This window comes from Natrinema altunense, from assembly GCF_000731985.1.
Taxonomy (GTDB): Archaea; Halobacteriota; Halobacteria; order Halobacteriales; family Natrialbaceae; genus Natrinema; species Natrinema altunense.
Map to the genome: position 1 here is coordinate 1 of NZ_JNCS01000008.1, position 25,140 is coordinate 25,140.

Genomic DNA, 25,140 nt, shown 5'->3' on the forward strand with positions numbered 1-25,140 from the left:
CCCGATTGCTCGTGGAACGTCGTTCCACGCTGTTGACGCCCGCTGTATGCGGGGAGGAAGGCCCCCTTGACAGGGCTACACGCGCTGAACAGCACGTCCTTGGTCACAACTGGACGGCGACCGTTGACGTTCCGCGCGAAAGCGTACTTGAGAACCGAGGAAACGCGCAACCCGAATATCCACTTCGTGGATTCCCGCGTCGTTAGGCGCGGGAGGATGTCAATCGCTTCGCGCCGCCTCGACCGCGTCGACGAACGACGCCGCGGTCTCTCGAACGCGATCCATGTCGCCGTCATCGACGGCCGCGTCGTCGATGATGGCACCGCCGGCACCGACGGCCGCCGCGCCGGCGTCGAAGAAGTCAGCGACGTTGTCCCGCGAGACGCCGCCCGTCGGAACGATGTCGATGTCGCCCAGCGGCCCGGAGAGCGCGCCGATGTGATCCGGTCCGACCGTCGATGCGGGGAACAGCTTGAGGAGGTCTGCGCCGGCTTCCATCGCGGTCACGGCCTCCGTCGGCGTCATGACACCGGGTGCGACGAGGACGCCGTGCCGGTTACACGTCCGCACCACCGCCGGCTCGACGTGTGGCGAGACGACGAACGACGCACCCGCATCGATTACGGACTGCGCGGTCGCTGCATCGAGGACAGTCCCCGCGCCGACGACTGCGTCGGTATCGGCGAGTTCCCGATCGACGGCTGCGATCCGCTCTGCGGCACGCGTCCCGTCGGCCGTGATCTCGAGCACGTCGACCCCGGCGTCGTGGATCGCACGGGCGACCGGAACGATTTGCTCCTCGTCGATACCGCGGAGGACCGCGATGACGCCGCCATCGACGATTCGGTCCCTGACCGTCTCGTTCTCGGTCATTCGGTTCCCCCTCGCATGGTGACCGCCGTCCGGTGCTCGATCGCCGGCCGCATCTCAGTGAGACGTTCCATCGTGCCAAGACATGCGCGTCCCGTCGACAAGAGATTTACTCATACCTGAAGTAAGCGCCCGCCGATGGCGGTCGCTCCTCGGCCGGGAGGCGGTTCGACGCGGCGTCCGCCGCCGATCACCGATCGGTGAGCGCGACGACGCTCACGCTTCGTCGAACAACTCCTCGCCGTCGACCATGTGCTCCTCGACGACGTCCATATCGAGCGTGACGCCTAATCCGGGCTCCTCGGGGATTTCGATGTAGCCGCCCTCGATGACATCCTCTTCGACGAGGTCCGCCCACCAGCCGAGTTCGTAGGAGTGGTATTCCACGGCCAGCGAGTTCGGAATCGCCGCGCCGACGTGGGCGCTGGCGACCGTCGCGACCGGGGAGGCGACGTTGTGCATCGCGACTGGGACGTAGTACATGTCCGCCAGATCGGCGATCTTGCGCGTCTCGCGCATCCCGCCGACCTTGGGCATGTCCGGCGCGATCATGTCGACCGCCTGCTCCTCGAGCAGGCGGCGCTGGCCGTGTTTCCGGTAGACGTTCTCGCCGACGGTGATCGGCGTCGATGTCGACTGCGTGACTTCACGCTGAACGTCGTGGTTCTCCGGCGGCACAGGGTCCTCGAGCCACCAGACGTCGTACTCCTCGAGTCGCTTCGCGAGACGCTTCGCGCTGCCGCCGGAGAACGTCCAGTGACAGTCGAAGGCGACGTCCGCACGGTCACCGACGCGCTCGGTGACTTTCTCGACGATCGTGGCCTTGTGTTCGATCTCGGGGTTCCGGAGATGACGGTTCGCGCGGTCCTTCTCGTGACCGCTCGGCACGTCGAGGTCGAACTTCAGGGCGTCGTAGCCCAGTTCTTCGACGACGCGCTCGGCCTCGTCGGCGCAGGCCTCGGGATCGGCTTCCGCCTCGGTGTGGCAGTCGCAGTAGACCCGCATCTCGTCGCGGTACTTGCCGCCCAGCAGCTGGTAGGCCGGTACTTCAAGGATCTTGCCGGCCAGATCGTGTAAGGCGACCTCGATGCCCGAGATCGCGGTGACGGTGACGCCGCCGATCGAGCCCTCGCCGGACATTTTCTGGACGAGGTGCTCGGTCAGCCGGTCGATGTCCAGCGGGTTCTCGCCGACGAGAAACGGCGTCATTCGCTCGATCAGTTCCGGGACGCCGGCACCCCAGTAGGCTTCGCCGGTGCCGACGGGGCCCGCGTCGGTATAGATCCGCACGAGCGTCCACGGGAAGTTGCCGTCGACCATCGTCGTCTGAATATCGGTGATCTCGACGTCCCGGTTGCCGCCGCGTTCTCGGGTAACGCCCATCGTTTCCGCCGAGAGGTCCCGCATCGTATACTCGGCGTTCGGGTCGTGTAACTGTGAGTAATCGACTCCCATGGTTAGAAATTCACTCCGAAGGTAGTAATAGTTTATACCTTCTCCGGCCCGACCCCGGTTACCTACTACACGGACAGTGAAAGCAATGAATCCACTGCTTGCGACGGTCTCGTCGTTCCCTCGAGCGAGACAAACCGACCGCCGCCGGCGTTACGGCTGCTCGAGTTCGGCAGCGACGTCCTCGAGAGCGACATCCAGCGCTGTCGTCGCGGCGAACGCGGCCCGTTTCTCCGCCGTTCGTCGCGCGATCGCCTGCGGGCCGACGGCGAGTTCGATCCGGGTCACGTTCTCGGCGGGGGTCGAACTGCCGAGTACCGTGACGGGGCCGATCTCTCGGGTATTTCGGACGTGCGTGCCGCCACAGGCCGACACGTCCCACGGGGTTGCCGCGCCGTTCGAACCGGCGAGACGGGACCCGCTCCGCCGGTCGTTCTCGTCCCCGATCGTGACGAGTCGGACCCGCTCTCCCTCGACTGCGGCGTCTGCCCCGGCGTCAAGCGCCACCCCTTCACGATCCCGTGCCCGCGAGAGCGGCACGTCGTCCCACGACACCGGTCGGGACTCCCAGACCACGCGGTTGACCGCCTCGTCGAGCTCGAGCAGCCGCTCGTCGTCGACGGTCGCCGTCGTTTCGAGGTCGACGTGAGCCGTCTCCGGGCCGATCTCGAGACCCGCATCGGTCGCGTCCTCGAACAGTCGCCGCGCGGCCCCGACGAGAACGTGACTGGCGGTGTGGGCCCGCATACAGTACATCCGAAAGGACCAGTCGACCGAACAGAGAACGCGGTGCCCCGGTCGAATCGACGGGTCCTCGGCCAGTACGTGCACCTGTTCCCCGTCGACGAGTCGGACGTCCGCGACCGTGATACCGCCGATCGTCCCCCGATCCGCCGGCTGTCCCCCGCTCGCGCCGTAGAAGTGACTGCGCTCGAGTCGGACCCGTCGCCCGTCGATCGCCGTCACTTCGGTCTCGAATCGCGTCGCGTACGGCTCCGCCGCCGCCCGTTGGCCGGTCATTGCGTTGATTCCGTCGGCAGTGAATAAAAGTCTGCTCGCCGAGACCGTCACCACGGACCGCGGCGCTTACTCCGCGAGGGTCACGTCCAGTCGGTCCTCGAGGGCTTCGATCAGGCCGCCGCCGACCCCGGCCTGCGTCGCGCGTCCCTGTTCGATCGCGAGGACGTCTTTCGCCGGCGCGTCGAGTTCGTCGGCGAGCTCCTCCCGCTGGAGGCCCGCGTCCCGGCGTGCCTCGACGAGCGCATCGCCGTAATCCGAGACGAGATACGGCAACGGGTCGTCGTCGTAGTTGGTCCCCTCGCTTTCCCAGTGTTCGGAGTCGCCGTCCCAGACCGGGTTCGCTTTGGCGACGTTCTGGGCCGCCTTCTGCTTGCGGCTCGGTTCGTCGTCGGAACGCGACGCGCGATCGCTTCGATCCCGGGTTCGGTCCTCGCCGCGTGGCTCGGAATCGTCGTGTGGCGCGCAGTCAGGACAGACCTCGAGTTCGGCTCCCGCGACCGATGCGAGCGTCAGCGAATCGCTCTCGGCACCGCAGAGTTCGCAGTTCGTCCCGCCGCCGCTACCGGACGAACCGGTCGAGTATTTGGCCATGCGAGCGTTTGGCATCTGTCGCATTTCAACTGTTCGGTACCGCGTGTGTCCGTGGGGCGTCGACTCGGAACACGTCCCGAGCGCGCTCGACGGGAGCGGTTCGGAGTCACCGACCGAACCGTTTCATGATCGTCACCCGCAGCGGGAGCCACAGGCCGCCGACCAGCGGGAGGACGACGAACGCGATCAGATCGACCGGAAGCGACGTATAGCCGGCCGTGACGGCACCGAAGCCGGCGAGCGGCGCGAAGACGGGGAACACGTAGAGATACGACGGCGTCCAACCCCGTCCGCGTCTGGTGTGGCGGACGACGACGCCGAACAGCAGCGGCATGAGCACCGCACCGGCCAGCAGCGGGCCGCCGACGAGCGTCGCTGCTACCGCGACGGCGAGGGCGACGACGATCGTCTCGTCGATCGTCAGCGGACTCCAGGTGGTCTCCCGACGGCCGACCCGGACGGCGAGCAGCGAAAGGAGTGTGAGCGCGACGAAACCCGCCAGCGCGCCGTACCACAGCGGTTGCTCGAGCGGCGGCGCCACGAACTCGACGCCCCGAACGAACGCGACCGTCGTCTCGAGCCCGTGGCGACCCTCCGTCAGCACAGTGCCGATCCCAGTCGGATCGGCACCGGTCGCGAGCAGTTCGGTCCGGAGCGATCCGAGAGCGGCGGCGTTCTCGAGACCGAAGTGGCCGAGGCCGGCCACGTAGACGAGGACGGAAAGCCAGAGCAGCGGCAGCGAGAAGTTCTGTCGCCGCCACCAGCGCGCGAGCGGGCTCCCGATGCCGGCATCGGTCCCCGATCCGGAGCCAGTCGCGGACCGGCTGGACCGCCCGGTGTCGCCGGCCGTCCCGGCGTTCGACGAACGGGTTCGCCGACTCGTACCTGCGCCGGCACCTCCGGACCCCGCTCCGGTTCCGGAGCCGGTCGCGTTCGAGGTGCCAGTCGAGGCCGTTCCGGTTGCGGACCCCGATCCGCTCGAGCCGGTCGTCGCCGACGATCGACCGCCGGTTCTCGATCCGGACGCCGCCGAACCGGCCGTCGTCGACGCGGAGGCCGTCTCGGATTCCGAATCCCTCGGTTCCGTGCCGCTCGAGTCGTCGTCACCGTTGTCGTCGCTCTTCCAGACGTCGGGGGAGGGGAGGCCGCTGGTTCGCTTCGCGACGTAGTCCTCGTGGCCGAGTCGGTCGTAGGCCTGCCGTTCGACCGGATCGCCGAGAATATCGTAGGCCGTTTGTACCGCAGTAAACTGCGCCTGTGCGCGATCGTCGTCGTTCAGATCCGGATGGTAGACGCGAACCTGATCGCGATAGGCGTCTTTGATCTCGTCCTGGGAGGCGTCGGGCGGGATCTCGAGAAGATCGTAAAAGTCCTCTGTCATGTAATCAGACGGGTACTGTGGTCTGCTGTATTGATTGTCGGGGTGGGGTTATAATTTCAGCGTTCTTTCCGATTCGGGAACCCGTCTCGCGGCTCGAGGACGGCGGCCGGGCGGCCGACGGCGACCGGCCATCGCTCACCGGAAATCCGCGAGCGACGACTGCCCGGCCGGCCGATCCCCGCGATCGGAATCGGGGGCCGTATCCGCCGCCGATCCGTCGTCGGCGGAGACCGCGTCGGAGTCGGTTCCAATACCGTCCGCGTCCCGCTCCCAACTCTCGAGGCTCGCCTGATCGGCGGTCGCGAACTCGAGGTTGGCGACCCGGACGCCGAGTTTGCGGACGGGTGCGTTCTCGAACTCGGTGAACAGGTCCCGCGCGATGCGATCGACGAGATCCGGGTCATCGATCGGGCCCGGCAGCGACCGCTCGCGCGTGTTGACGTCGTAGGGCGGCGTGACGGCCTTGACGCCGATGGTTCGGTACAGCGCACCCTCCCGTCGAGCGCGGTCGGCGACGGCCGCCGCGAGCGTCTCGATCAGTTCGTACTTCGGGGTCGGCGCTTCGACGGGATCGGCGAACGCCGACTCGCGGGAGAAGCTCTTGGGGTCGCCTTTCGGCTCGACGCGGCGGTCGTCCTCGCCGCGGGCGCGGTCGTAGAGTTCCCGGCCGCGTTCGCCGAAGCGATCGACCAGCGGCTCCGGGTCGGCGGTGGCCACGTCACTCGCCGTCTCGAGGCCCATCTCACGAAGCTCGCGGGCGGTCACGGGGCCGACGCCGTGAAGCAGGTCGACGGCGAGCGGCGCGAGAAACCCCTGGACGTCGCCGGGTTCGACGACGGTGAGTCCGTCGGGCTTGTCGAAGTCGCTGGCGATCTTGGCCGTGCTCATCGTCGGTGCGACGCCGACGCTGACGGTGACGCCGACCTCCCGTCGGATGCGGTCCTTGACGTGACGGGCGAAGCCGTCCGCGACCTCCCAGGCGGTCCGCTCGGTCACGTCGAGGTAGGCCTCGTCGATGCTCACCTCGCGGACGACGTCGGCGCAGTCGTGAAGGATTTCCCGGACGTCGGCCGCAACCGACTCGTAGTACTCCATGTCGACGGGCCGGTAGTAACCGGTGTCCCCGCGCTCGAGGTCGGGATCGTCGAGCACCCCGTCTTCGAACGCCGCGCGTCTGGGGAGTCGCTCGAGGGCCGTCGAAATGGCCTGCGCGCTCTCGACACCGAACTCGCGGGCCTCGTAGCTGGCGGTAGCGACCGCACCGTTCGTCTCCCCCGCCTCGTAACCCATCCCGACGACGAGGGGCTCGCCGCGGAGTTCGGGGTCGCGCAGCCGCTCGCAGGCGGCGTAGAAGCAATCGGCGTCGACGTGGCAGACGATACGATCCTCGTCGTCCTCGCCCTCGACGCCCGGCAGTCGGGGCCCGTCGGACATTCGTCTACCGGCCGATTCGTCCGAACGGACGTGAACGTTGTGCCCCGAGTCGGGACGACGTGGCTCATCGTCGGCGACGGCTACAACTCGTACGCCATCATCACCTCGTCGACGTACTCGCCGTCGATCGTGTAGTGGTCCCTGCGGATCGCCTCGGTGTCCCAGCCGTGGACGGTCAGGAACTCGAGGGCAGTCTCGTTGACGACGGGAATACTGTTGTAGACTTTCCGATACCCGTTCGCTTCGGCCCACTCGACCCCTCGCTGCAGGAGTTTGCTCCCGATCCCGTGGCCCCGATAGGCCTCGCGGACGCCGACGGTCTGTTGGGCGACCTCCCGGACCGGATCGACCTGCTGGAGATCGAGGTGGGTCCAGCCGACGACATCGCCGTCGACGGTTGCAACGAAGAATCGCCGAGACCGCACCGTGTTGTGTCTGGTAACGGCGTTTTCGTACAACAACTGTTCGGCGATCGTCTCGGCGACGACGTACGTCTCCTCGGCCGTGACGTCCCGAATGGTATCGACGAGTCCGTCGAAATCCGCCTGTCGAGCGGGCCGAACGGTCACGGTGAACTCGTCGAGGTCGTGTTTCTCGACGGCACCGAACTCGAGGGCGATCCGAAGGGTCCCGTCCTCCTCTTCGAGGTAACCGTCCGATTTCAGTTCCGCGAGACACGCTCGGAACTCCGCGGCCGGGAGGGACATGATATCGGGCAGTGTGTGCCGTTCGACGGTTCCGTGCCGCTCGACGTATTCGTAAATACGTCTGCTGGCTTCGGACGCAAACGTCGGCCGTTCAATCGCGTCCATACGTTCGATACGCACGCCGTCCGCTTATTCCTTGTTCAGTGCTATCGTACAACTATCGATCGCCGATGGTTCCTCCCGGGTCGAGATCCGGTGTCGGCGAGTCGGCGTCCCGCGGAGGGACGACCGGCGCGAACGCGAACCGGTACCGTATCGGGGTCTCAGTTGCACTCTCGACAGCGATTCCCGCAGTTGGTACACTTGAAGTCCTGCGTTGGTAGCGTGTCATGTTCAAATACGCTGATGCCATGCAACGGCGAAAGCTCTCTGCCACTCATCGGGAATTTCCGCTTTAGCGTTACTAAAACAGTTCGAGAACGACATCGATCAGCGTTTTATCTCCTGGAAAACGCCTTCCATGCTGTTCCGATTTCCGTGACGTTCGAATCCGAAATCGAGGCCATGTCGAGAGCAGGCGTCTTGGAGCAGTGTCGCCCCATCGACGAGAAACACGGCGGCATCGAGATCGTGTTTCTCGCGTAGTTGTACCATTTCGAATCCTATTTTTACTGAATAGTACTGTCGGATTATGAAACTACGGATGCAGTAACGCAATCCTGGGGTTTATCACCATCTCATTGTGACATTCGATTCAATGACCGTCCGAAATCGAACGTGTGACCCACCGGGGTGGCTGATATCCAATAGACTGCTAGGATCAGTGAAAGAGCGTGTGCTATGCGGTGGTGAAGCCGTATGAGCGCCGACGAGGAACTCGCGAAGGACCTCGGACTCCTCTCGGCGATCGCGATCGGTATCGGCACGATGATCGGGGCTGGAATCTTCGTGCTGCCGGGCACCGCCGTCGCTCGAGCGGGTCCACTCGCGGCATTGACGTTCGTCATTGGTGGCGTCACCGCACTGTTCACGGCACTATCGGCCTCGGAACTGGGGACGGCGATGCCCAAGTCCGGCGGTGCCTACTTCTATATTAACCGTGCGCTCGGACCGCTGTTCGGGTCGATAAGCGGCTGGGCAAACTGGCTTGGGTTGGCGTTCGCGTCCGCGTTCTACATGTACGGCTTCGGCAAGTACGTCAACGAACTCGTCGTCGCTTCGACGCTCACGCTCGGCCCGGTGACGGTATCGGCGGTTAAGGTGATCGGGCTCATCGGGGCAGCGCTGTTTATCACTATCAACTACATCGGTGCCAAGGAGACCGGCGGCCTCCAGATCGGGATCGTCCTTACGCTACTCGCCATCCTCGGTGTCTTCACCGTCGTCGGCCTCCTGAACGGGAACCTCGAGTCGTTGCGACCGTTTGCGCCGCCGGGGACGGCCGAACAGGTACTCCCGGTCACTGCCATCGTTTTCGTCTCCTACCTCGGCTTCGTCCAGATCACATCGGTCGCCGAAGAAATCAAGAACCCCGGCCGAAACCTCCCGCTGGCGGTTATCGGGTCGGTCGTCATCGTCACCGTCGTCTACGCCCTGTTTCTCGTTGTCTTGCTTGCGGCGGTGCCAAACGACCTGGTGGCGAACAATGATGCGGCCGTCGTTACGGCTGCCCAATCCCTCTTTGGCCAGTACAGCGTCTTCGGCTTCGGTTTGGGGACGGTCGGCTGGGGGTTGCTGTTGCTCGGCGGCCTGCTCGCGACGGCCTCGAGCGCAAACGCATCGATCCTCTCTTCCTCGCGAATCAACTTCGCGATGGGACGCGAGAAGATTATCTCGCCGTCAGTCAACGAGATCCACCCACGGTTCGGGACGCCGTACAAGTCGATCCTGATCACCGGCTCGCTTATTATCGCCTTCCTCCTCTTTGGCAACCTCGAGTTCCTGTCGACAGCCGGCTCGGTGCTGCATCTGATCGTCTACGGGTTGTTGAACGTCGCGCTGATCGTCATGCGAGAGGCCGACCCTGCAGATTACGATCCCGACTTCGAGGTTCCGCTCTACCCCTTTGTTCCGATTATCGGGACGGTTTCGTCGTTCGCACTGATCGCGTACATCGAACCACGCGTCATTCTGCTCTCGTCGGGACTCGTCGTCTTCGCAAGCGTGTGGTACCTGCTGTACGCGCGCCAGCGTGTCGAAAACGACGGCGTCTTCGCCGGCTGGATCCTCGACCGCTCCGAGAAGATGCCCGATGCTGCAGTGGCAGCGGCTGACTCGATCCGACCGACTGCCAGTGTTCCGGACGGGGGCGATTTCCGCGTAATGGTTCCATTGTCGAACCCACGAACCGAAAAAGAACTCATCACACTCGGTGGTGCCATCGCAAAGCAACGTGGCGGCACAGTTCATGCAGTTCACATCGTGCAGGTACCCGACCAGACGCCACTCGAACGTGCCGAGCAGAACGAACGGATCAACGCCGAATCAAAGAAATTACTCGAGCAGGCACGGACCGACGCTGAGACATTTAGTGTTCCCGTCGAGACGCAGACAGTGCTTTCACACCGGTCGTTCGAGGAAGTCTTCGACGCTGCCCGTACCTTCGACGCTGATCAGGTCGTCATGGGCTGGGGGCCCGCCTCTCATGGCCGTGCCGAATCGCGTCTCGATGAACTGACCCATGATCTCCCCTGTGACTGCCTGGTACTGAGAGAGCGCGGATTCGACCCCTCGCATATCCTATTGCCAACTGCTGGCGGCCCCGACTCGGTGCTCGGTGCAGAGGTTACCCAGTTGCTTCGCAACGAGTTCGACTCCGACGTGACGGTCCTACACGCTCTTTCTGATGACGAGACCATTGAAGGGGGCGAGGAGTTCCTCGAAGAATGGGCCGCCGAAAACGGGCTCGCTGACGCCGATCTGGTTGTCGATGATCGAGACGTCGAGACCGCTATCGGCGATGCAGCCACGGATGCAACCCTCGTCGTGATCGGTGCGACCGGGCGCGGGCTGTTGTCCCGATTGGTCCGCGGATCGCCGGTCTTAGATATCCTCGAGGATGTCGAGTGTTCAGTGTTACTCGCTGAGACGGCTCGCAAGCGGACCCTGCGTGAACGTCTGCTAGGTATTACGAAACAAGAATAACGCCCCAGTCACCGCAGTGACAGACTAATACTTACGCAAATTCGGGTACGAAAACCTCGCAAAATATAACGAGGGGATCGGAGTGGCACGGCCAATATTATTGGTTTAATTGTACTCTCGCCACTTATTTTTACATTCGGTACATTTGAAAAACCTCGTCGGCGGCTCGTCGGCGGAAGCGGTCTGTTTGAGCGTGTACCACGCTTCCTCGGCACCGCACTCGTCACAGATGACGTCCGTCGCCTTCGGTTTGCCCTCGAAGTTCGCTTCCTCGCTGGACTCGATCACGTCGCCGTCGGTCTGTGACTCCGTCGTGACGAACGCGTCTTCCTGTTCGCGGTCCCGCTCGCTCGAGGCCCCGCAGTCGTCGTTCGTACAGACCATTTGATCGCCCCGCGCTTTCATCATCGAACCGCAGTCGTCACAGAATTGCATACCGGTCACGTACGGACTCGGTACGCAAAAATACTCCAGTCCCCCGTCCGACGCCGGCGTCCGGCTCCAGCGTGCGCGCTTTCGTGGGTTCGTCGACCGCGAACGGACGGTTCGCGACGGGTTCGCCCGCCGTCTCGAGGCGACGGGCCGAGCAAATCGTACCGCCCCATCCCGATGCTGTGCGCTCCGATCCGTCCCCGTCCTGTTTCTACTGGCCATCGCCGGTCGTCCGGACCCGAGCCCCGGTCCCCGCCGGCGCAGCGAGGACGACCGTTCCCTCGAGTCCGCGATCCGCGAGCACGTCTCGGGCGGCGGCCGCGGCCTCGTCGGTGTGGGCGGCGTTGGTCACGCCGTAGACGACCGGCCCCCACGACGACTGGCCGACCCCCGAGAGGACCGGACAGTCCTCGAGCGATTCGACGAGTTCGCCCGCGGGCGGCCGGAAGACGCCCCCCTGGGCGTCGGCGTACCAGGCACCGTTCTTGCGGCCGATTTCCGCGATGGCCTCGCCGAAGGGCTCGAGGCGGCCCGCGGCGGCCGCCGGCAGCAGTTTGCGGGTGACGACGCCGGCGATTTCGTCCGCGATGGCCGGATCGGCGCGTTCGACGACGGCGCGCATGCTCGCGTCCTCGTCGTCGCCGCTGCGGCCGGGGTCCGCGTCCGGAACGACGACCAGAAACCGCCACTCGGACGGCAGGTCGTGGCGGGCGACGACGGGTGGTACCGTCCAGTCGCCCTCCGCCGGCGGTTCGGTGGTAAACCGAGCGGTCGGATGCCCGGCGTCGACGACGAAGCCGCCGCCCTCGAAGGTTGCGACGCCGACGCCGCTGCGACCGCCCCTGCCCATGGCCGGCGCGCGCTCACGGACCCGCGGTTCGAGGCCGTGCGCTCGCGCCGTCGCCGTCAGCACGGCGAGCGCGAGTTGGGTCCCGCTTCCGAGGCCGACGTGGCGGGGCAGGGACTCCTCGAGCGTGATCGTGACACCGGAGACCCCGAGTACGTCGACGGCGCGGTTCGCGTAGTCCCGGAGCAGCGGATCGGCGGCAGCGACCGAGGCGGCGGGCTCGGCGGTGACGGTGACCCGCGGCTCCGCGAGCCCGATACCGATCCCGCCGTAGAGTCGCTCGCGAGCGAGCGAGAGGTTCTGGAAGCCGACGTGGAGCCGTGCCCCCGCGCTAACGGTCGCGGTCGTCATGATACGCCGCCTACGGAGGCCCCCGGGAAGGGGGTTTCGACGGTGGCAACGACTGAGACTGCCGAAACTGCGCTGATTCGAGTCGGCGATGGCGACCGATCCCGACAGTCGATCGCGGCTGGCTCACTCCGGGCCATCCGGACGGTATTCCCCAGGGCCGTCCCGAACCGGTTAGGCAGCACTGCTCGCGACCGAACAGCTGGCCGAGAAAGGGTAACTTATACCTGTGGGAGTCAAGCTCAACCCATGAGCAGCGACGACGAGTTCGACTACGGAAAAGACGAGCAGTTGCGGAGTCGCGAAGTGACGGAGGGGCCGGACAAGGCCCCCCACCGCGCCATGTTCCGTGCGATGGGGTTCGACGACGAGGACTTCGGCTCGCCGATGATCGGCGTTCCGAATCCGGCGGCCGACATCACGCCGTGTAACGTCCACCTCGACGACGTCGCCGACGCCGCGCTCGAGGGAGTCGACGAGACCGGCGGCATGCCGATCGAGTTCGGGACGATCACCATCTCCGACGCCATCTCGATGGGAACGGAAGGGATGAAGGCTTCGCTGATCTCTCGGGAGCTCATCGCCGACTCCGTCGAACTCGTCTCATTCGGCGAGCGCATGGACGGGCTGGTCACTATCGGCGGCTGTGACAAGAACATGCCCGGAATGATGATGGCCGCGATCCGGACCGATCTGCCCTCCGTCTTCTGCTACGGCGGGTCGATCATGCCCGGCGAGCACGAAGGCCGGGAAGTCACCGTCCAGAACCTCTTCGAAGGCGTCGGTGCCGTCGCCGACGGCGAGATGAATCCGGACGAACTCGACGAGATGGAGCGCAACGCCTGCCCCGGCGCGGGCTCGTGTGGCGGCATGTTCACCGCCAACACGATGGCGTCGATCTCCGAGGCGATCGGCTTCGCGCCGCTGGGCAGCGCCAGCCCGCCCGCGGAGGCCGACTCGCGCTACGAGGTCGCCCGCGAGGCCGGCGAGATCGCCGTCGAAGCCGTCGAAGCGGGGCGGAAACCCTCTGACTTCCTCAGCGAAGCGTCGTTCGAGAACGCCATCGCCCTGCAGGTCGCCGTCGGCGGCTCGACCAACGCCGTCCTCCACCTGCTGGCGATGGCCGCCGAGGCCGGCGTCGATCTGGACATCGAGACGTTCAACGAGATCAGCGCTCGGACGCCGAAGATCGCCAACCTCCAACCCGGCGGCGAGCGCGTGATGAACGACCTCCACGAGGTCGGCGGCGTCCCCGTCGTCCTGCGCGAACTGCTCGAGGCCGACCTGCTCCACGGCGACGCGCTGACCGTCACCGGCGAGACGATGGCCGAGGCCATAGCGCGGATCGATCCGCCCGCGATCGAAGACCTCGACGCCGACTTCCTCCACACCGTGGCCGACCCGATCCACGAGCGCGGTGCCATCCGCATCCTCACCGGCAACCTCGCGCCCGACGGCGCGGTCATCAAGATCACCGGCGAGGACCACCTCCACCACGAGGGGCCGGTCCGGATCTTCGAGCAGGAAGAAGACGCGATGGCGTACGTCCAGGAAGGGAACGTCGAATCCGGCGACGTCATCGGCATCCGCAACGAGGGGCCACGCGGCGGTCCCGGGATGCGCGAGATGCTCGGCGTCACCTCCGCCGTGGCGGGCCAGGGCCACGCCGAGGACGTCGCCCTGTTCACCGACGGCCGCTTTTCGGGCGCGACTCGCGGGTTCTCCATCGGCCACGTCGCCCCCGAGGCCGCGGCCGGCGGCCCCATCGCCGCCCTCGAGGACGGCGATACGATCACCATCGACATCGACGACCTCGAACTCTCCGTGGACCTCTCCGACGCGGAGATCGAACAGCGCCTCGCGGACCACGACCGACCGGAACCCCAGTACACCACTGGGGTGTTGGCGAAGTACGGCCGTGACTTCGGGTCGGCGGCCAACGGTGCCGTGACAAACCCCGGCGTCAAAGACGAGTAGCGCGGTCGACGGCGAAGAGGCGGCCCCGCGCGATCCTCCACTCGCAGGGACCCCCTTCGATTTCCTGCACGAGTCTTTCCCGCCTTTGTGACCCACTCCCAGATAGAGCGACGGATGTGTAAGTACTGCCTCGAGTGTGACTGGCAGGCCAGCACCGCTGACGGCTACACCGAAAAGGAAGTGTCCGAGAAGGCGATCGAGCACTTCGTCGAGACGGGGCATACGGTCGATTCGCTTCGGCTGCCGCCGCCGACGGCCGTCCTCGAGAACTAATCGCGTGCCCCCCGCCGCGGCGTCGGCGAGTCGAAGCGAGTGCTCCGAGCCGTGCGGCCACGCTGCGTGTCAGTCCCCTCGCCGCTCGAGGATCCGCTCGATGATCAACCGCGTCGAGAGCAGTTGCTCGTCGTCGGTCTCGCGGCCGCTCGCCCGGCGAACCTCGCAGTCGATCCCCCGTCGCTCGAGTTCGGCCGCGATGGCCTCGTCGTCGTGGTGCTGGTCGTGACCGAGCGCGATCACGTCGGGATCGATCTCCTCGATGGGAACGAAGATGTCCTCTTCGTGGCCGAGCAGGGCCTCGTCGACGGCCGCGAGCGCGCCGACGACGTCGCGGCGCTGGGTCGCCGGACAGATCGGCGTCTCCTTGTGATCGACGTTGGCCTTGCGGGCGACGATGACCGACAGTTCGTCGCCCATCGCCGCGGCCTCCTCCAGATAGTGGACGTGGCCGGGGTGGAGGATGTCGAAGGTACCCTGCGCGATGACGGTCCGTGTCATCCGTCGGCCCCTCCTGCTGTCGCCGGCGGTTTCCGCGTCGATCCCGTCGTCGGTCCGGTCGTCACTGATGGCATCGTCTCGAGCATAGCGAGTCTCATCGTCGCAGTTCCTCGTCGATATCCGCCTGTGTGAAATCGAAGAAGTCCTCCGTATCGGGCAGGTCGACATCGATCACGTTCAACGTGGTCGGCTGGCCCTTCGAATCGAACGCCTTCCAGTCGGTTCGGCGGTAGGGCGCGCCGATGATGACGTGGACGCTCCCGCGGCCGAACGTATCCAGATCCGCGTTGCTGGGCCTGATCACCCCGTTGGGGTGGGAGTGGATGCTCCCCAGCGCCTTCACGTCGTTCGGAATCTGGTTCGTCTTGACGGTCGCGCTGACGCTGTTGGTCTCGGTCCCGGGGACCACGAGCACGTCCGTGATGACCAGGCCATCCCGGTCTAACCCCAGGCGATCGGCCTCGGTTCCCCGGAGAAACCCCATGTATTCGTTCGGGTGGGTCTCCTCGGAGGACTCGAGGGCGAACTCGAGGGTCTCCTCGGCGATACCGAGGATCTCGCTCGAGCGAAACAGCGCGTCGAACAGCCCCATATCCCCACGTGCGGCCTTGCGGTTGCTAAACGTTCCGATGCACCGGTTGCCGCGAGCGCTGCGCGGTCGACCGGTCGGCGACAGCGGGCTGAGTCCACGATTCGAACGTGTTCAAGTCCGCTCGAGACCGCCGATGAACCGAGTCAGTTTCACACATATACAATCAATCAGAAGACATATGGACGTTCTCCGGCCACTATCGAGCGATGTCTTCCCGCCGCTCGGTTCTCGCTACTGGCGTCGGCATCTGTTCCTCCGGGATTGCCGGTTGTGTATCGTTGCCCTGGCTTCGTGAACCGGACGGAGCCGACTGGTCGGCTTCAGTCCCCGAGCCGGGTGCCTTCGCGTCACCAGTGACTACCGAGGGAGTCGTCGTCGCGGGTGGCAGCCGCGACGGTGGTCTCGAAAACGGGCAGCTGGTCGCGTTCGATACGGAAACGGGTGATCAGCAGTGGGAACACGAGTTCGGTCGGCCGACCGGTCTCCTCGCCGCCGACGGTACCGTGTACGTCGGCGAAAAACGGGAGTCGGGGCAGTCGCGGATCTCCGCTTTCGATGCCCGGACGGGGACACGACGGTGGCGGCAGACGGTATCCAATCACTCGTCGGCGATGGCCGTGGCGAACGGAACGCTGTACGCTGCAAACGGCGGTCTCGCCGCGCTCGAGACCGCCGACGGATCGGTACGATGGGAACAGTCCCACGTCCCCGAAACGGGTTTTACCGTCGTCGCCGCCCCGGACGACCAGCTGGCGGCCGACGATCACGCGGTCTATTTCGGTGACGCGGACGGAGTGGTTGCGATCTCACCCACCGACGGGACCACCACGTGGAGTTGGCGACCGGCGCAGTGGGAGGCAACCGCTGTCGGCCCGGTTCCGATCGACGACACGGTCTACGTCGGCGGTGGCGGTGATGTCGTCGCACTCGACGCGGCGGACGGGTCCGGTCGGTGGCGGACGCCGTTCGGTCGCGGTGCCGAGATCATGGGGGTCCACGCAACCGACTCGTCGTTGCTCGTCGCAGAGTCGACGGACGACGCCCCGTCGGATACGTTCGGAACGGTGTACCAACTCTCCGCGGCAGACGGCAGCGAACGGTACGAAATGCGGTTCGACGCACCCGTCACTCGAGCGGCATCGACGACGGCGATGTTCGTCGTCGGGACGGCCGACGGAACCGTGACGTGGACCGACGGCGCGTCGTTCTTCGCTCGGCCCGAGACATCACTTCCGACCAACGGCTTCGGACTCGGTGCCGCCGGCGAACAGGCGTTCGCCCAGACCAGCGACGGAACGCTTTGGGCCCTGTCTCCCCCCGAGTGAGATCCGGTCAACCCTCGAGCACCGCTCAGCGGAGTCCGACCGTACGGGCCGGTGATCGACTCCCTCGAGCCCCATCGCTTCTTGACAAGGGTTATACGCGACCACCCCAAACAGCGAACCAAGATGACGCGTGACTCCGCCGGGGAACCCGGCGCAGACGACGGGGATTCCGTCGTCTACGATCTCGCTTCCGATTGTACCGCCGACGATGTCGAGCACGGCCGCCCCTATCTCGCCGAGATCAACGGTATCGTCGACTACGGCGTCTTCGTCGATCTCTCCGACTCCGTTTCCGGTCTCGTCCACGAATCCGTCCTCGAGGGCACGTTCGCCGTCGGCGACGAACTCGTCGTCGAACTCGAGAGCGTCCGTGAGAACGGCGATATGGCATTCGAACCCGTCGATATCGACGACTATACGGTCGACGATGTCGGCCACGACTACTCGCTGACCGGCACCCACCGCCTCGAGAGCACCATCGGCGACCAGATCCACCTCGAAGGGACGGTCACGCAGGTCAAACAGACCGGCGGGCCGACGATCTTCCACGTCGCCGACGAGCAGGGCGTCGTCCCCTGTGCCGCCTTCGAGGAGGCCGGCGTCCGGGCTTACCCCGCGATCGAAGTCGGTGACGTCGTTCGCGTCACCGGGACGCCGGAACACCGCGAGGGATCGGTCCAGATCGAGGTCGACGGCCTCTCGAAACTCGAGGGCGAGGACGCCGAAGCGGCCCGCGAGCGACTCGAGGACGCCCTCGAGGAGCGCGCCGAACCGCACGACGTCGAGCCCCTGATCGACTGGCCGGCGTTCGAAAAGCTTCGGCCGAACCTGGAGGAAGTCGCGCAACTGCTCCGGCGGACGGTGCTCGAGGGCCGTCCGATCCGCGTCCGCCATCACGCCGACGGCGACGGGATGTGCGCCGCCGTTCCCGTTCAGATCGCGCTCCAGCGATTCATCGCCGACGTCCACGAAGACGAGGACGCGCCGCGTCACCTCATCAAGCGGCTGCCGGCGAAAGCGCCCTTCTACGAGATGGAAGACGCCACGCGGGACCTGAACTTCGCGCTCGAGGACCGCGAGAAGCACGGCCAGCAACTGCCGCTGTTGCTGATGCTCGACAACGGCTCGACGGCCGAGGACGTGCCGGCCTACGAGACGCTGGCCCACTACGACATCCCGATCGTCGCCGTCGACCACCATCACCCCGACCCGGACGCGGTCGGCGACCTGCTCGACGCCCACGTCAACCCGTACCTCCACGACGAGGACTACCGGATCACCACGGGGATGCTCTGCGTCGAACTCGCGCGGATGATCTACCCCGACCTCGGCGAGGAACTCCGTCACGTCCCGGCCGTCGCGGGCCTCTCGGACCGCTCGAAGGCCGACGCGATGGACGACTACCTCGAGTTGGCCGCCGCGGAAGGCTACGACGAGGACCGACTGCAGGACGTCAGCGAGGCGCTGGACTACGCCGCCTTCTGGCTGCGCTACAACTCCGGCGACCAGCTGATTCAGGACCTGCTCCAGGTCGACAGCGACGACGAACAGCGCCACCGCGAACTCGTCGAGTTCTTCGCCGACCGCGGCCGCGAGGAAGTCGACGAGCAACTCGACGCTGCGATGCCCCACCTCGAACACGAGACGCTCGAGAACGGCGCGCACCTCTACCGGATCGACGTGGAGAACTACGCGCACCGCTTTACCTACCCCGCGCCGGGGAAGACCACCGGCGAGATCCACGACCGGAAGATCGAGGAGACCGGCGATCCGGTCATCACGGTCGGCTACGGCCCCGACTTCGCCGTGCTTCGGAGCGACGGCGTGCGACTGGACATCCCGAACATGGTCTCCGAACTCGAGGCCGAAATCGCGGGCGGCGGCGTCTCCGGCGGCGGACACCTCGTCGTCGGGTCGATCAAGTTCGTGACCGGCAAACGCGAGGAGGTCATCGACGCCTTGGTCGAGAAGATGGCCGAGGCTGACATCGACGAAGCGCTCTCGAGTGCGGCACCCATCGACGACTGAGACCGGCCGATCGTTCGTTTTCGGTTTTCACAGTGGAGAGCGATAGCTATCGTCTCCCCGTTGATCGGTTCGGGTGTTCGCATCGATACGACCGATTACCTCCCCGTATCGGGTTCGAGCTGCCGTTTCAGTCCTTCGAAAGATCGCGACACGGCAATGACGGACACGCTCCTTCAAATCGTAGTAAATTTTTAGTGTACATATCGGGAGGTGCGTGCTAGCATGGTTGATGAAACATCACACCAAGCATTTTCACAGTATCGACGGCGGGGACTACTCGGTGGCCTGACATCGCTGTTCGCGGCGACGGCCTACTCGGTGAACGTCTCGGCGGACGCCGCTACGCCGGTCCGCGATGGCGACGATTCGGCGACGCAGACGGTGTCCTCGCCGGACGGGAGTGTGACTCTCACCGTTGACACCGACGACGGAACGCCGACATACAGCGTCTCGTTCGAGGGGACGACCGTCGTCGACCCGTCGCGACTTGGCTTCGAGTTCCGGAACCAGCCGGCGTTCGGCGTCGGCAGCGACGCGGTCGACGTTACCGTCACCGGCAGTGATCGGACGACGGTCGATACGACGTGGGAACCGGTCTGGGATCGGTACGACGAGATCCGGGAACACTACACCGAACTCCGACTCGGACTCGAGGAGACTGGAGAACCGGGTCGGGGCGGCATCCTCGAGATACGCGCGTTCGACGACGGCCTCGGGTTCCGGTTCCGCTTCGACGAGCGCTTCGGCGATCCGTTCGTCGTCACGTCCGAGCGGACCGAGTACGACTTCGCGGACGACGCTGAGTCGTGGTGGATCCCCAACGATTACAACAACTTCGAGGTCGAGTACGAGGAGACCCGACTGAGCGAAATCGGGTCGACGCTCGAGTCGGACTTCGGCGGGAGGTTCGACGGCGTCCACACGCCGATGACGATGCGGACTGCGGACGACCACTACGTCAGCGTCCACGAGGCGAACCTCGACGACTACGCGTCGCTGGCGATCGCGCCACGGGAGAGCGGTGGCACCGCCTTCGAATCGACACTGGCACCGCTGCCCGACGGCACGAAGGTGTCCGCGTCAGCGCCCCACGTGACGCCGTGGCGGACGATCCGACTCGGCAGGCGACCGGGCGATCTCGTCGAATCGAACCTCATCGTCAACCTCAACGAGGACTACAACGACGACGTGTTCACGCAGGGAGTCGACTGGATCGAGCCCCAGAAGTTCATCGGGATCTGGTGGTTGATGATCACGGGCCGCGCCGACTGGGAGTATCGGGGACCGCGGACGGGTAACCACGGCGCACAGACCGGCCGGGCGAAGCAGTACATGGACTTCGCGAGCGAGCACGGCATTCCGGGCGTGCTCGTCGAAGGGTGGAATCAGGGCTGGTCGAGCTATCCCGGCGACGGGAGCGAACTCGACTTCACCGAGTCCTACCCCGACTTCGATCTCGAGGGGATCACCGACTACGGCGCGAGCCTCGAGCCGCCGACCCAGATGACGATGCACAACGAGACGGCGGGGGACTTCCGGAACTACGAGTCCCAGATCGACGAGGCGTTCGGCCTGTACGACGACCTCGGAATTCGGTCGATCAAGAACGGCTACGTCGCCGATGACGGCGACTTGGCCGGTGAGGGATACAACCACCACAATCAGGTGCTGGTCAACCACCACACGCTGGTCGCGGAGACGGCGGCGGCCAACCGGCAAATGCTCGATATCCACGAGCCGATCCACCCGACCGGTCGCCGGCGGACCTACCCGAACCTGATGACACGCGAGGGCGTGAAAGGCCAGGAGTACGACGCGTTCGGCGACGTCAGTCCCAGACACCACGTGACCTTCCCGTTCACGCGAATGCTCGGCGGTCCGGTCGAGTACACTCCCGGAATCTTCGACACGGAGTCCGGCTCCGGCGGCATCGAGACGACGCGGGCCAAACAGCTCGCGATGTACCCGACCTACTTCAGCGGCCTCCAGATGGTCGCGGACCTGCCGAGTTCGTATCTGGCCGACCGGCCCGCGACCCTCGAGGTCAGCGAGGTCGCACAGGCACAACACGCCGACCTGGACGGCTTCGTCACGCGGTCCGAGTGGGCCAACGCACAGGGCGAAGAGTACGTCCCCTTCGACGCCAGCAGCGCCGACAGCGGTGCGGCGGCCACGTGGACGCTCGAGGACGCCGACGCCGGCGAGTACGACGTTCACCTCCGGGTAGCGAACTACGCGGCCGACAACGGGCTCGAGGAGGGCGTCGACGCGACGGTCACCCTCCGGGTCGACGACGAGCCGGTCGAGCGGGTGTCGATTCCCGGGACCGACTACTGGGACGTCTGGACCGCGACGGAGACGACCGTCTCGCTCGAGGGCGGGAACGCCGACCTCTCCCTCGCGCTGACCGACGCGGACGCCGGCGGTTTCAACCTCGATTCGATCGCCGTCACGGAACCTGGCGAGTCGATGCCGGAGCCCGAAGAGCCGCCGATCACCGGGCCGACAGTCCCCGCGTTTCAGTTCATCGAGGACGTGCCGGCAGCGGGCTGGGACGATACTCGAGTCCTCGACGCCGCGATCGGGGACTACATGATCACCGCCCGGCGGAAGGGTGAGGAGTGGTACGTCGGTGCGATGACCGACGAGCACGGCCGCGCGCTCGAGGTGCCGCTCGACTTCCTCGAGTCCGCGTCTGGCCGATGGCGCGGCCACGAAACGGGGAAGGGAACGGGTCACGGCGAGGGGAGAGGTTCCAGAAAGGGTCACGAGCGGAATCAGGGCGGCGGAACGGGCCATACGAAAGGGAAGTACGTCGCCGAGGTCTACTCGGACGGCATCGACGCGAGCTACGACGGCGATCTCGAGGCCGTTCGCATCGACGAGGCCGTCGTCGACGAGTCCGCGACGCTGCTGGCGTCGACGGTCGGCTCCGGCGGCACCGCCGTTCGGCTCCGCCCGGCGACGGATGCGGACCTCGAGACGCTGCCGAGGTACGAGCAGCCCTCGCAGGAGGTCGACGTCTCGATCGACGAAGAGACGTTCGTCCGGGAGCCATTCATCACCGCGACCGGCTCTAACGATGGCGACTACATCGGCGGGACGAACGTGGAACTCGTCGTCGACGGCGAGGTCGTCGGCGTCGAAAACGTCCGGTTCGCACCGGGTGCGACCGACGAGCCGTTCGCGTTCGGCGCGACGATCGACGCCGCGGGCACCTACGACGTGACCGTTCGAACGCTCGAGGGGGACCCCCTCGCCAGCCGAACGGTAACGGTAACGCCGCCGGAAACCGTCGCGTCGTTCGACGATCCGAGCGGCGACGACGACGGCCCCGGCGAGTACACGTACCCGACCGCCGACGCGTTCGCGGACGGCGTCTTCGACCTCCGAGCGTTCGAGGTGACCCGGATCGAGAGCACCGTCCAGTTCGCTTTCGAAGTCGAGAATTTGACCAACGCGTTCGGTAGTGATCGCGACTTCTCTCCGCACATGTTCGTGCTGTGGCTCCGCGATCCGACCGCCGGCGGCGGCAGTACGGGCGAAGTCGGCGACCTCGGACTGGCCGCGGACTTCGAGTCGGCGTGGCACTACCGCCTCGAGGTCAGCGGTTTCACGAAGAGCGCGGTCGATGCGGGTGGAAATCCGTTGACGGATAACGACGGAAACGAAATCGCCGTTCGAGACGACGTGGACCCCGACGCGAACACCGTGACGCTCTCCGTCGACCGGGCGGCGTTCGGCGGGACCGATCTCTCGGCGCTGGAAGCCGTGGCGATGGTCCAGTCCGAGGATCGGGGCGCGCTCCGTCCCGTCGTCGAAGACGCCGAGGAATACGTTTTCGGCGGTGCTATCCCCGGTGCGGCCGAGAACGCACCGCGCGTGATGGACCTCGTGACGCCCACGGACGTCGGCCGGGCCGAGGCGCTGGCCTACTCGTCTGAGAGACGGGCGACGCTCCCGTTCGTCCCGCTGAGCGACGGCTGATCCGACCCGGTCTGCTGACGCGTGGTTCGTCGCGACGACCGCGCATACGGCGATCGAATGCCGGGCCGGTTCGGGCAGACGCAGTGGCGACGAACGCGCGTCGAAAAACGATCTCCAGTCGTGTCCTATGCCACCGTCTCGAGCAGCCGAATCCGTCGCTCAGTCGGCACCGTGACGCGGCGTGTAGCCGCAGTCGGCACAGACGAGCGACTCGTAGCGGGTTGCGAGCGTCCCCGAGCAGTCGGGACACTGATATTCAGCTTCGGGCGAACGTTGGGTTATTGCCATACTAGGGGCGAAGAACTGGGCGAGTATAAACTCGCGTATTATGGCAGTTGAACACTACCGTGTGGGTAGAACACACAGCGATACAACGGCGCACCAATACCGGAGAGTACAGTTCCGTCCGCGAGCGGAGACCCGATCGCTAGAACTGGTAGCGGCGTTCGTCGTCCATCGACGGATACTGGTCGGCACCGGTCATCTCCTCGAAGGTCATGCCGGAGAGATACTCGTCGTACGTCACGTCGTAGGCCGACCGGAGTTGGAAGTCCAGTTTCCCGCTATCGACGGTCGACTGAAAGAGCATGTGGATCGCCCGGCGGACGAGTTCGTCCGTCTCCTCGGGCTCTAATGCGGTTTCGAGCAGGGCGAGTTCGTTGCGCGTTTCGCGGTCGAGCGAGACGGTCAGGTCGTCGCCGAGATCGCTGTACGAGTCCGTCACCGCATCGTTGAGATCGTCGAGGCTCATACGGGAGGGGACTCGAGCGGATCGGATAGGCTTTTCGTGGTCGTCGCGTCGGCGATGTCGACCCGGCGGGGCGCTCGCGCGGGACCGCCACCAGTAAGGCATCCCAGTCGCTAGCGGGACCGATGAGTGACGCCGAGGCACCGGCCGACGAGTGGACCCTGCCCGACGATCCGAGGGCCGTTCGCGAGGCCCTGATCGAGTGGTACGAGGCCGACCACCGCGACTTCCCGTGGCGACGGACCGACGACCCCTACGAGATCCTCGTCAGCGAGGTGATGAGCCAGCAGACCCAACTGGGCCGTGTCGTCGCGGCCTGGGAGGCGTTCCTCGAGCACTGGCCGACCACCGCCGACCTCGCCGACGCCGACCGCGCCGATGTCGTGGGGTTCTGGACGGACCACAGTCTGGGGTACAACAATCGGGCGAAGTACCTCCACGAGGCCGCCCAACAGGTCGACGACGAGTACGGCGGCGACTTCCCCGAGACCCCCGAGGAGCTACAGGAACTGATGGGGGTCGGCCCGTATACGGCCAACGCGGTGGCGAGTTTCGCGTTCAACGACGGCGACGCCGTCGTGGATACGAACGTCAAACGAGTGCTCTACCGGTCGTTCGACGTTCCCGACGACGACGCGACCTTCGAGGACGCCGCGAACGACCTCATGCCCGAGGACCGGTCGCGGGTCTGGAACAACGCGATCATGGAACTGGGCGGCGTCGCCTGCGAGCAGACACCCCACTGCGACGAGGCCGGCTGCCCCTGGCGCGAGTGGTGTCGCGCCTACCAGACCGGCGACTTTACCGCCCCCGACGTACCCACACAGCCGAGTTTCGAGGGGAGTCGCCGGCAGTTCCGCGGCCGCGTGATCGGCACGCTTCGAGAGTACGACGAACTCGAACTCGATGCGCTCGGTCACCGTATCCGCGTCGACTACGTGCCCGGCGGCGAGTACGGCCGCGACTGGCTCACGGAGCTGCTGACCGATCTCGAGTCGGACGGACTGGTCGCCCTCGAGCGCGACGCCGACGGCGAACACGTCGCCCGGCTCCGGCGCTAACGCGACCGAGCGGCCGTCGAACACGATCCGGCCGACCCCGTTCGTGTCCACCGTATCGGTGTCGGGAACTTCGAGCGACCCGCCGTTCCCGATCGACGACGCGGGCGACCGCTTCGACTGACGACCTACGGGTGTTCCGTGTGACGGCGATATCGAGTTAGAAACGTCGGTACCGACGCTATCGAGCGGATGAGAGCCAGCGGCAAAACGGCAACCGGTGGCGGGTGCCGTGCATTCCCTAGCGGCCAGTTTCCGATGTGTGGCCTATCGGAAAAAGTGTCCGATCTCACTTGTACGTGCCCGAAAATTGCAGGGAGTGAGAACGTTGACGTGCGGTGATGGCCGTTCACTATCGTTGGTTTCCTGCCGGCTCGAGATATTATACTACATCGATACTTTTTGGGAAGGTGAGAAAATACGATATTGTGAATTTCTTAGTAGAGTGGCTGAGGGGCACCTATACCGCGATAGATTGTCAGATT

20 protein-coding genes and 1 pseudogene are annotated in these 25,140 nt (G+C 65.6%); 7 read left to right on the forward strand and 14 right to left on the reverse strand.

What is annotated here, in order from left to right; genetic code table 11:
* Window positions 1-219 precede the first annotated feature (219 nt).
* The 8 genes and pseudogenes from ALTAJ2_RS13600 to ALTAJ2_RS20125 all read right to left on the reverse strand — a co-directional run.
* Complete coding sequence (locus ALTAJ2_RS13600) at window positions 220-873, reverse strand: bifunctional 4-hydroxy-2-oxoglutarate aldolase/2-dehydro-3-deoxy-phosphogluconate aldolase (RefSeq protein ID WP_007109346.1); 654 nt, start codon at window positions 871-873, stop codon at window positions 220-222.
* 213 nt (window positions 874-1,086) lie between these two features.
* Entirely contained in the window at window positions 1,087-2,325 is a 1,239-nt protein-coding gene (locus tag ALTAJ2_RS13605; RefSeq protein WP_007109347.1) for a mandelate racemase/muconate lactonizing enzyme family protein, read from the reverse strand.
* 150 nt (window positions 2,326-2,475) lie between these two features.
* The gene (locus tag ALTAJ2_RS13610; RefSeq protein ID WP_007109348.1) at window positions 2,476-3,342 is read right to left on the reverse strand and encodes an alanyl-tRNA editing protein; all 867 of its coding nucleotides are present in this window, start codon (window positions 3,340-3,342) and stop codon (window positions 2,476-2,478) included.
* 66 nt (window positions 3,343-3,408) lie between these two features.
* Window positions 3,409-3,933 carry a helix-turn-helix domain-containing protein gene (locus ALTAJ2_RS13615; RefSeq protein ID WP_007109349.1) on the reverse strand — a complete coding sequence of 175 codons (525 nt, stop codon included), beginning with the start codon at window positions 3,931-3,933 and terminating at the stop codon, window positions 3,409-3,411.
* A 106-nt stretch (window positions 3,934-4,039) separates the two neighbouring features.
* On the reverse strand, window positions 4,040-5,314 hold the full coding sequence (locus ALTAJ2_RS13620) for a J domain-containing protein (protein ID WP_007109350.1): 1,275 nt from the start codon (window positions 5,312-5,314) through the stop codon (window positions 4,040-4,042).
* 135 nt (window positions 5,315-5,449) lie between these two features.
* On the reverse strand, window positions 5,450-6,748 hold the full coding sequence (locus tag ALTAJ2_RS13625; protein WP_007109351.1) for a DNA polymerase Y family protein: 1,299 nt from the start codon (window positions 6,746-6,748) through the stop codon (window positions 5,450-5,452).
* A gap of 80 nt (window positions 6,749-6,828) precedes the next feature.
* A complete protein-coding gene (locus tag ALTAJ2_RS13630; protein WP_007109352.1) occupies window positions 6,829-7,560 on the reverse strand; it encodes a GNAT family N-acetyltransferase in 732 nt (243 codons plus the stop codon).
* A gap of 228 nt (window positions 7,561-7,788) precedes the next feature.
* Window positions 7,789-8,043: pseudogene (locus tag ALTAJ2_RS20125) on the reverse strand (IS6 family transposase); the annotation flags it as partial.
* Window positions 8,044-8,253: 210 nt separating this feature from the next.
* Here ALTAJ2_RS20125 and ALTAJ2_RS13635 point away from each other — a divergent pair.
* A complete protein-coding gene (locus tag ALTAJ2_RS13635; protein ID WP_007109353.1) occupies window positions 8,254-10,539 on the forward strand; it encodes an amino acid permease in 2,286 nt (761 codons plus the stop codon).
* 105 nt (window positions 10,540-10,644) lie between these two features.
* On the opposite strand, the gene ALTAJ2_RS13640 is transcribed toward ALTAJ2_RS13635, so the two are convergent.
* Window positions 10,645-10,974 carry a transcription factor S gene (locus tag ALTAJ2_RS13640; RefSeq protein WP_007109354.1) on the reverse strand — a complete coding sequence of 110 codons (330 nt, stop codon included), beginning with the start codon at window positions 10,972-10,974 and terminating at the stop codon, window positions 10,645-10,647.
* 208 nt (window positions 10,975-11,182) lie between these two features.
* Window positions 11,183-12,169, reverse strand: coding sequence for a beta-ribofuranosylaminobenzene 5'-phosphate synthase family protein (locus tag ALTAJ2_RS13645; RefSeq protein WP_007109355.1), 987 nt, complete (start codon window positions 12,167-12,169; stop codon window positions 11,183-11,185).
* A 246-nt stretch (window positions 12,170-12,415) separates the two neighbouring features.
* Here ALTAJ2_RS13645 and ilvD point away from each other — a divergent pair, with 246 nt between their 5' ends.
* Complete coding sequence (gene ilvD, locus ALTAJ2_RS13650) at window positions 12,416-14,143, forward strand: dihydroxy-acid dehydratase (RefSeq protein ID WP_007109356.1); 1,728 nt, start codon at window positions 12,416-12,418, stop codon at window positions 14,141-14,143.
* A gap of 114 nt (window positions 14,144-14,257) precedes the next feature.
* Entirely contained in the window at window positions 14,258-14,416 is a 159-nt protein-coding gene (locus tag ALTAJ2_RS19795) for a hypothetical protein (RefSeq protein WP_007109357.1), read from the forward strand.
* Between the two features lie 69 nt (window positions 14,417-14,485).
* On the opposite strand, the gene ALTAJ2_RS13655 is transcribed toward ALTAJ2_RS19795, so the two are convergent.
* Both ALTAJ2_RS13655 and ALTAJ2_RS13660 read right to left on the reverse strand, forming a co-directional pair.
* Window positions 14,486-14,917: an adenylyltransferase/cytidyltransferase family protein gene (locus ALTAJ2_RS13655; protein ID WP_007109358.1), complete on the reverse strand. Its 432-nt coding sequence runs from the start codon at window positions 14,915-14,917 to the stop codon at window positions 14,486-14,488.
* Window positions 14,918-15,011: 94 nt separating this feature from the next.
* Window positions 15,012-15,509, reverse strand: a complete 498-nt coding sequence (locus ALTAJ2_RS13660) for a Mov34/MPN/PAD-1 family protein (protein ID WP_006184590.1) — start codon at window positions 15,507-15,509, stop codon at window positions 15,012-15,014.
* Between the two features lie 206 nt (window positions 15,510-15,715).
* Between ALTAJ2_RS13660 and ALTAJ2_RS13665 the strand changes: the two genes are divergently transcribed.
* The 3 genes from ALTAJ2_RS13665 to ALTAJ2_RS13675 all read left to right on the forward strand — a co-directional run bounded on the left by ALTAJ2_RS13665 (window position 15,716) and on the right by ALTAJ2_RS13675 (window position 22,849).
* The gene (locus tag ALTAJ2_RS13665) at window positions 15,716-16,834 is read left to right on the forward strand and encodes an outer membrane protein assembly factor BamB family protein (protein WP_193365037.1); all 1,119 of its coding nucleotides are present in this window, start codon (window positions 15,716-15,718) and stop codon (window positions 16,832-16,834) included.
* A 123-nt stretch (window positions 16,835-16,957) separates the two neighbouring features.
* Window positions 16,958-18,862 carry a DHH family phosphoesterase gene (locus tag ALTAJ2_RS13670; protein WP_007109360.1) on the forward strand — a complete coding sequence of 635 codons (1,905 nt, stop codon included), beginning with the start codon at window positions 16,958-16,960 and terminating at the stop codon, window positions 18,860-18,862.
* 222 nt (window positions 18,863-19,084) lie between these two features.
* A complete protein-coding gene (locus ALTAJ2_RS13675; RefSeq protein ID WP_049900341.1) occupies window positions 19,085-22,849 on the forward strand; it encodes a glycoside hydrolase family 97 catalytic domain-containing protein in 3,765 nt (1,254 codons plus the stop codon).
* Between the two features lie 159 nt (window positions 22,850-23,008).
* Here the strand turns inward: ALTAJ2_RS13675 and ALTAJ2_RS20315 are convergent, their stop codons facing one another.
* Complete coding sequence (locus tag ALTAJ2_RS20315; protein WP_275039508.1) at window positions 23,009-23,137, reverse strand: hypothetical protein; 129 nt, start codon at window positions 23,135-23,137, stop codon at window positions 23,009-23,011.
* A gap of 139 nt (window positions 23,138-23,276) precedes the next feature.
* Window positions 23,277-23,600 (reverse strand): hypothetical protein, encoded by a 324-nt coding sequence (locus ALTAJ2_RS13680; RefSeq protein ID WP_007109362.1) that lies wholly within the window; start codon window positions 23,598-23,600, stop codon window positions 23,277-23,279.
* Window positions 23,601-23,722: 122 nt separating this feature from the next.
* On the opposite strand from ALTAJ2_RS13680, the gene ALTAJ2_RS13685 reads away from it, so the two are divergent.
* The gene (locus ALTAJ2_RS13685) at window positions 23,723-24,658 is read left to right on the forward strand and encodes an HhH-GPD family protein (protein ID WP_007109363.1); all 936 of its coding nucleotides are present in this window, start codon (window positions 23,723-23,725) and stop codon (window positions 24,656-24,658) included.
* Window positions 24,659-25,140: the final 482 nt, after the last annotated feature.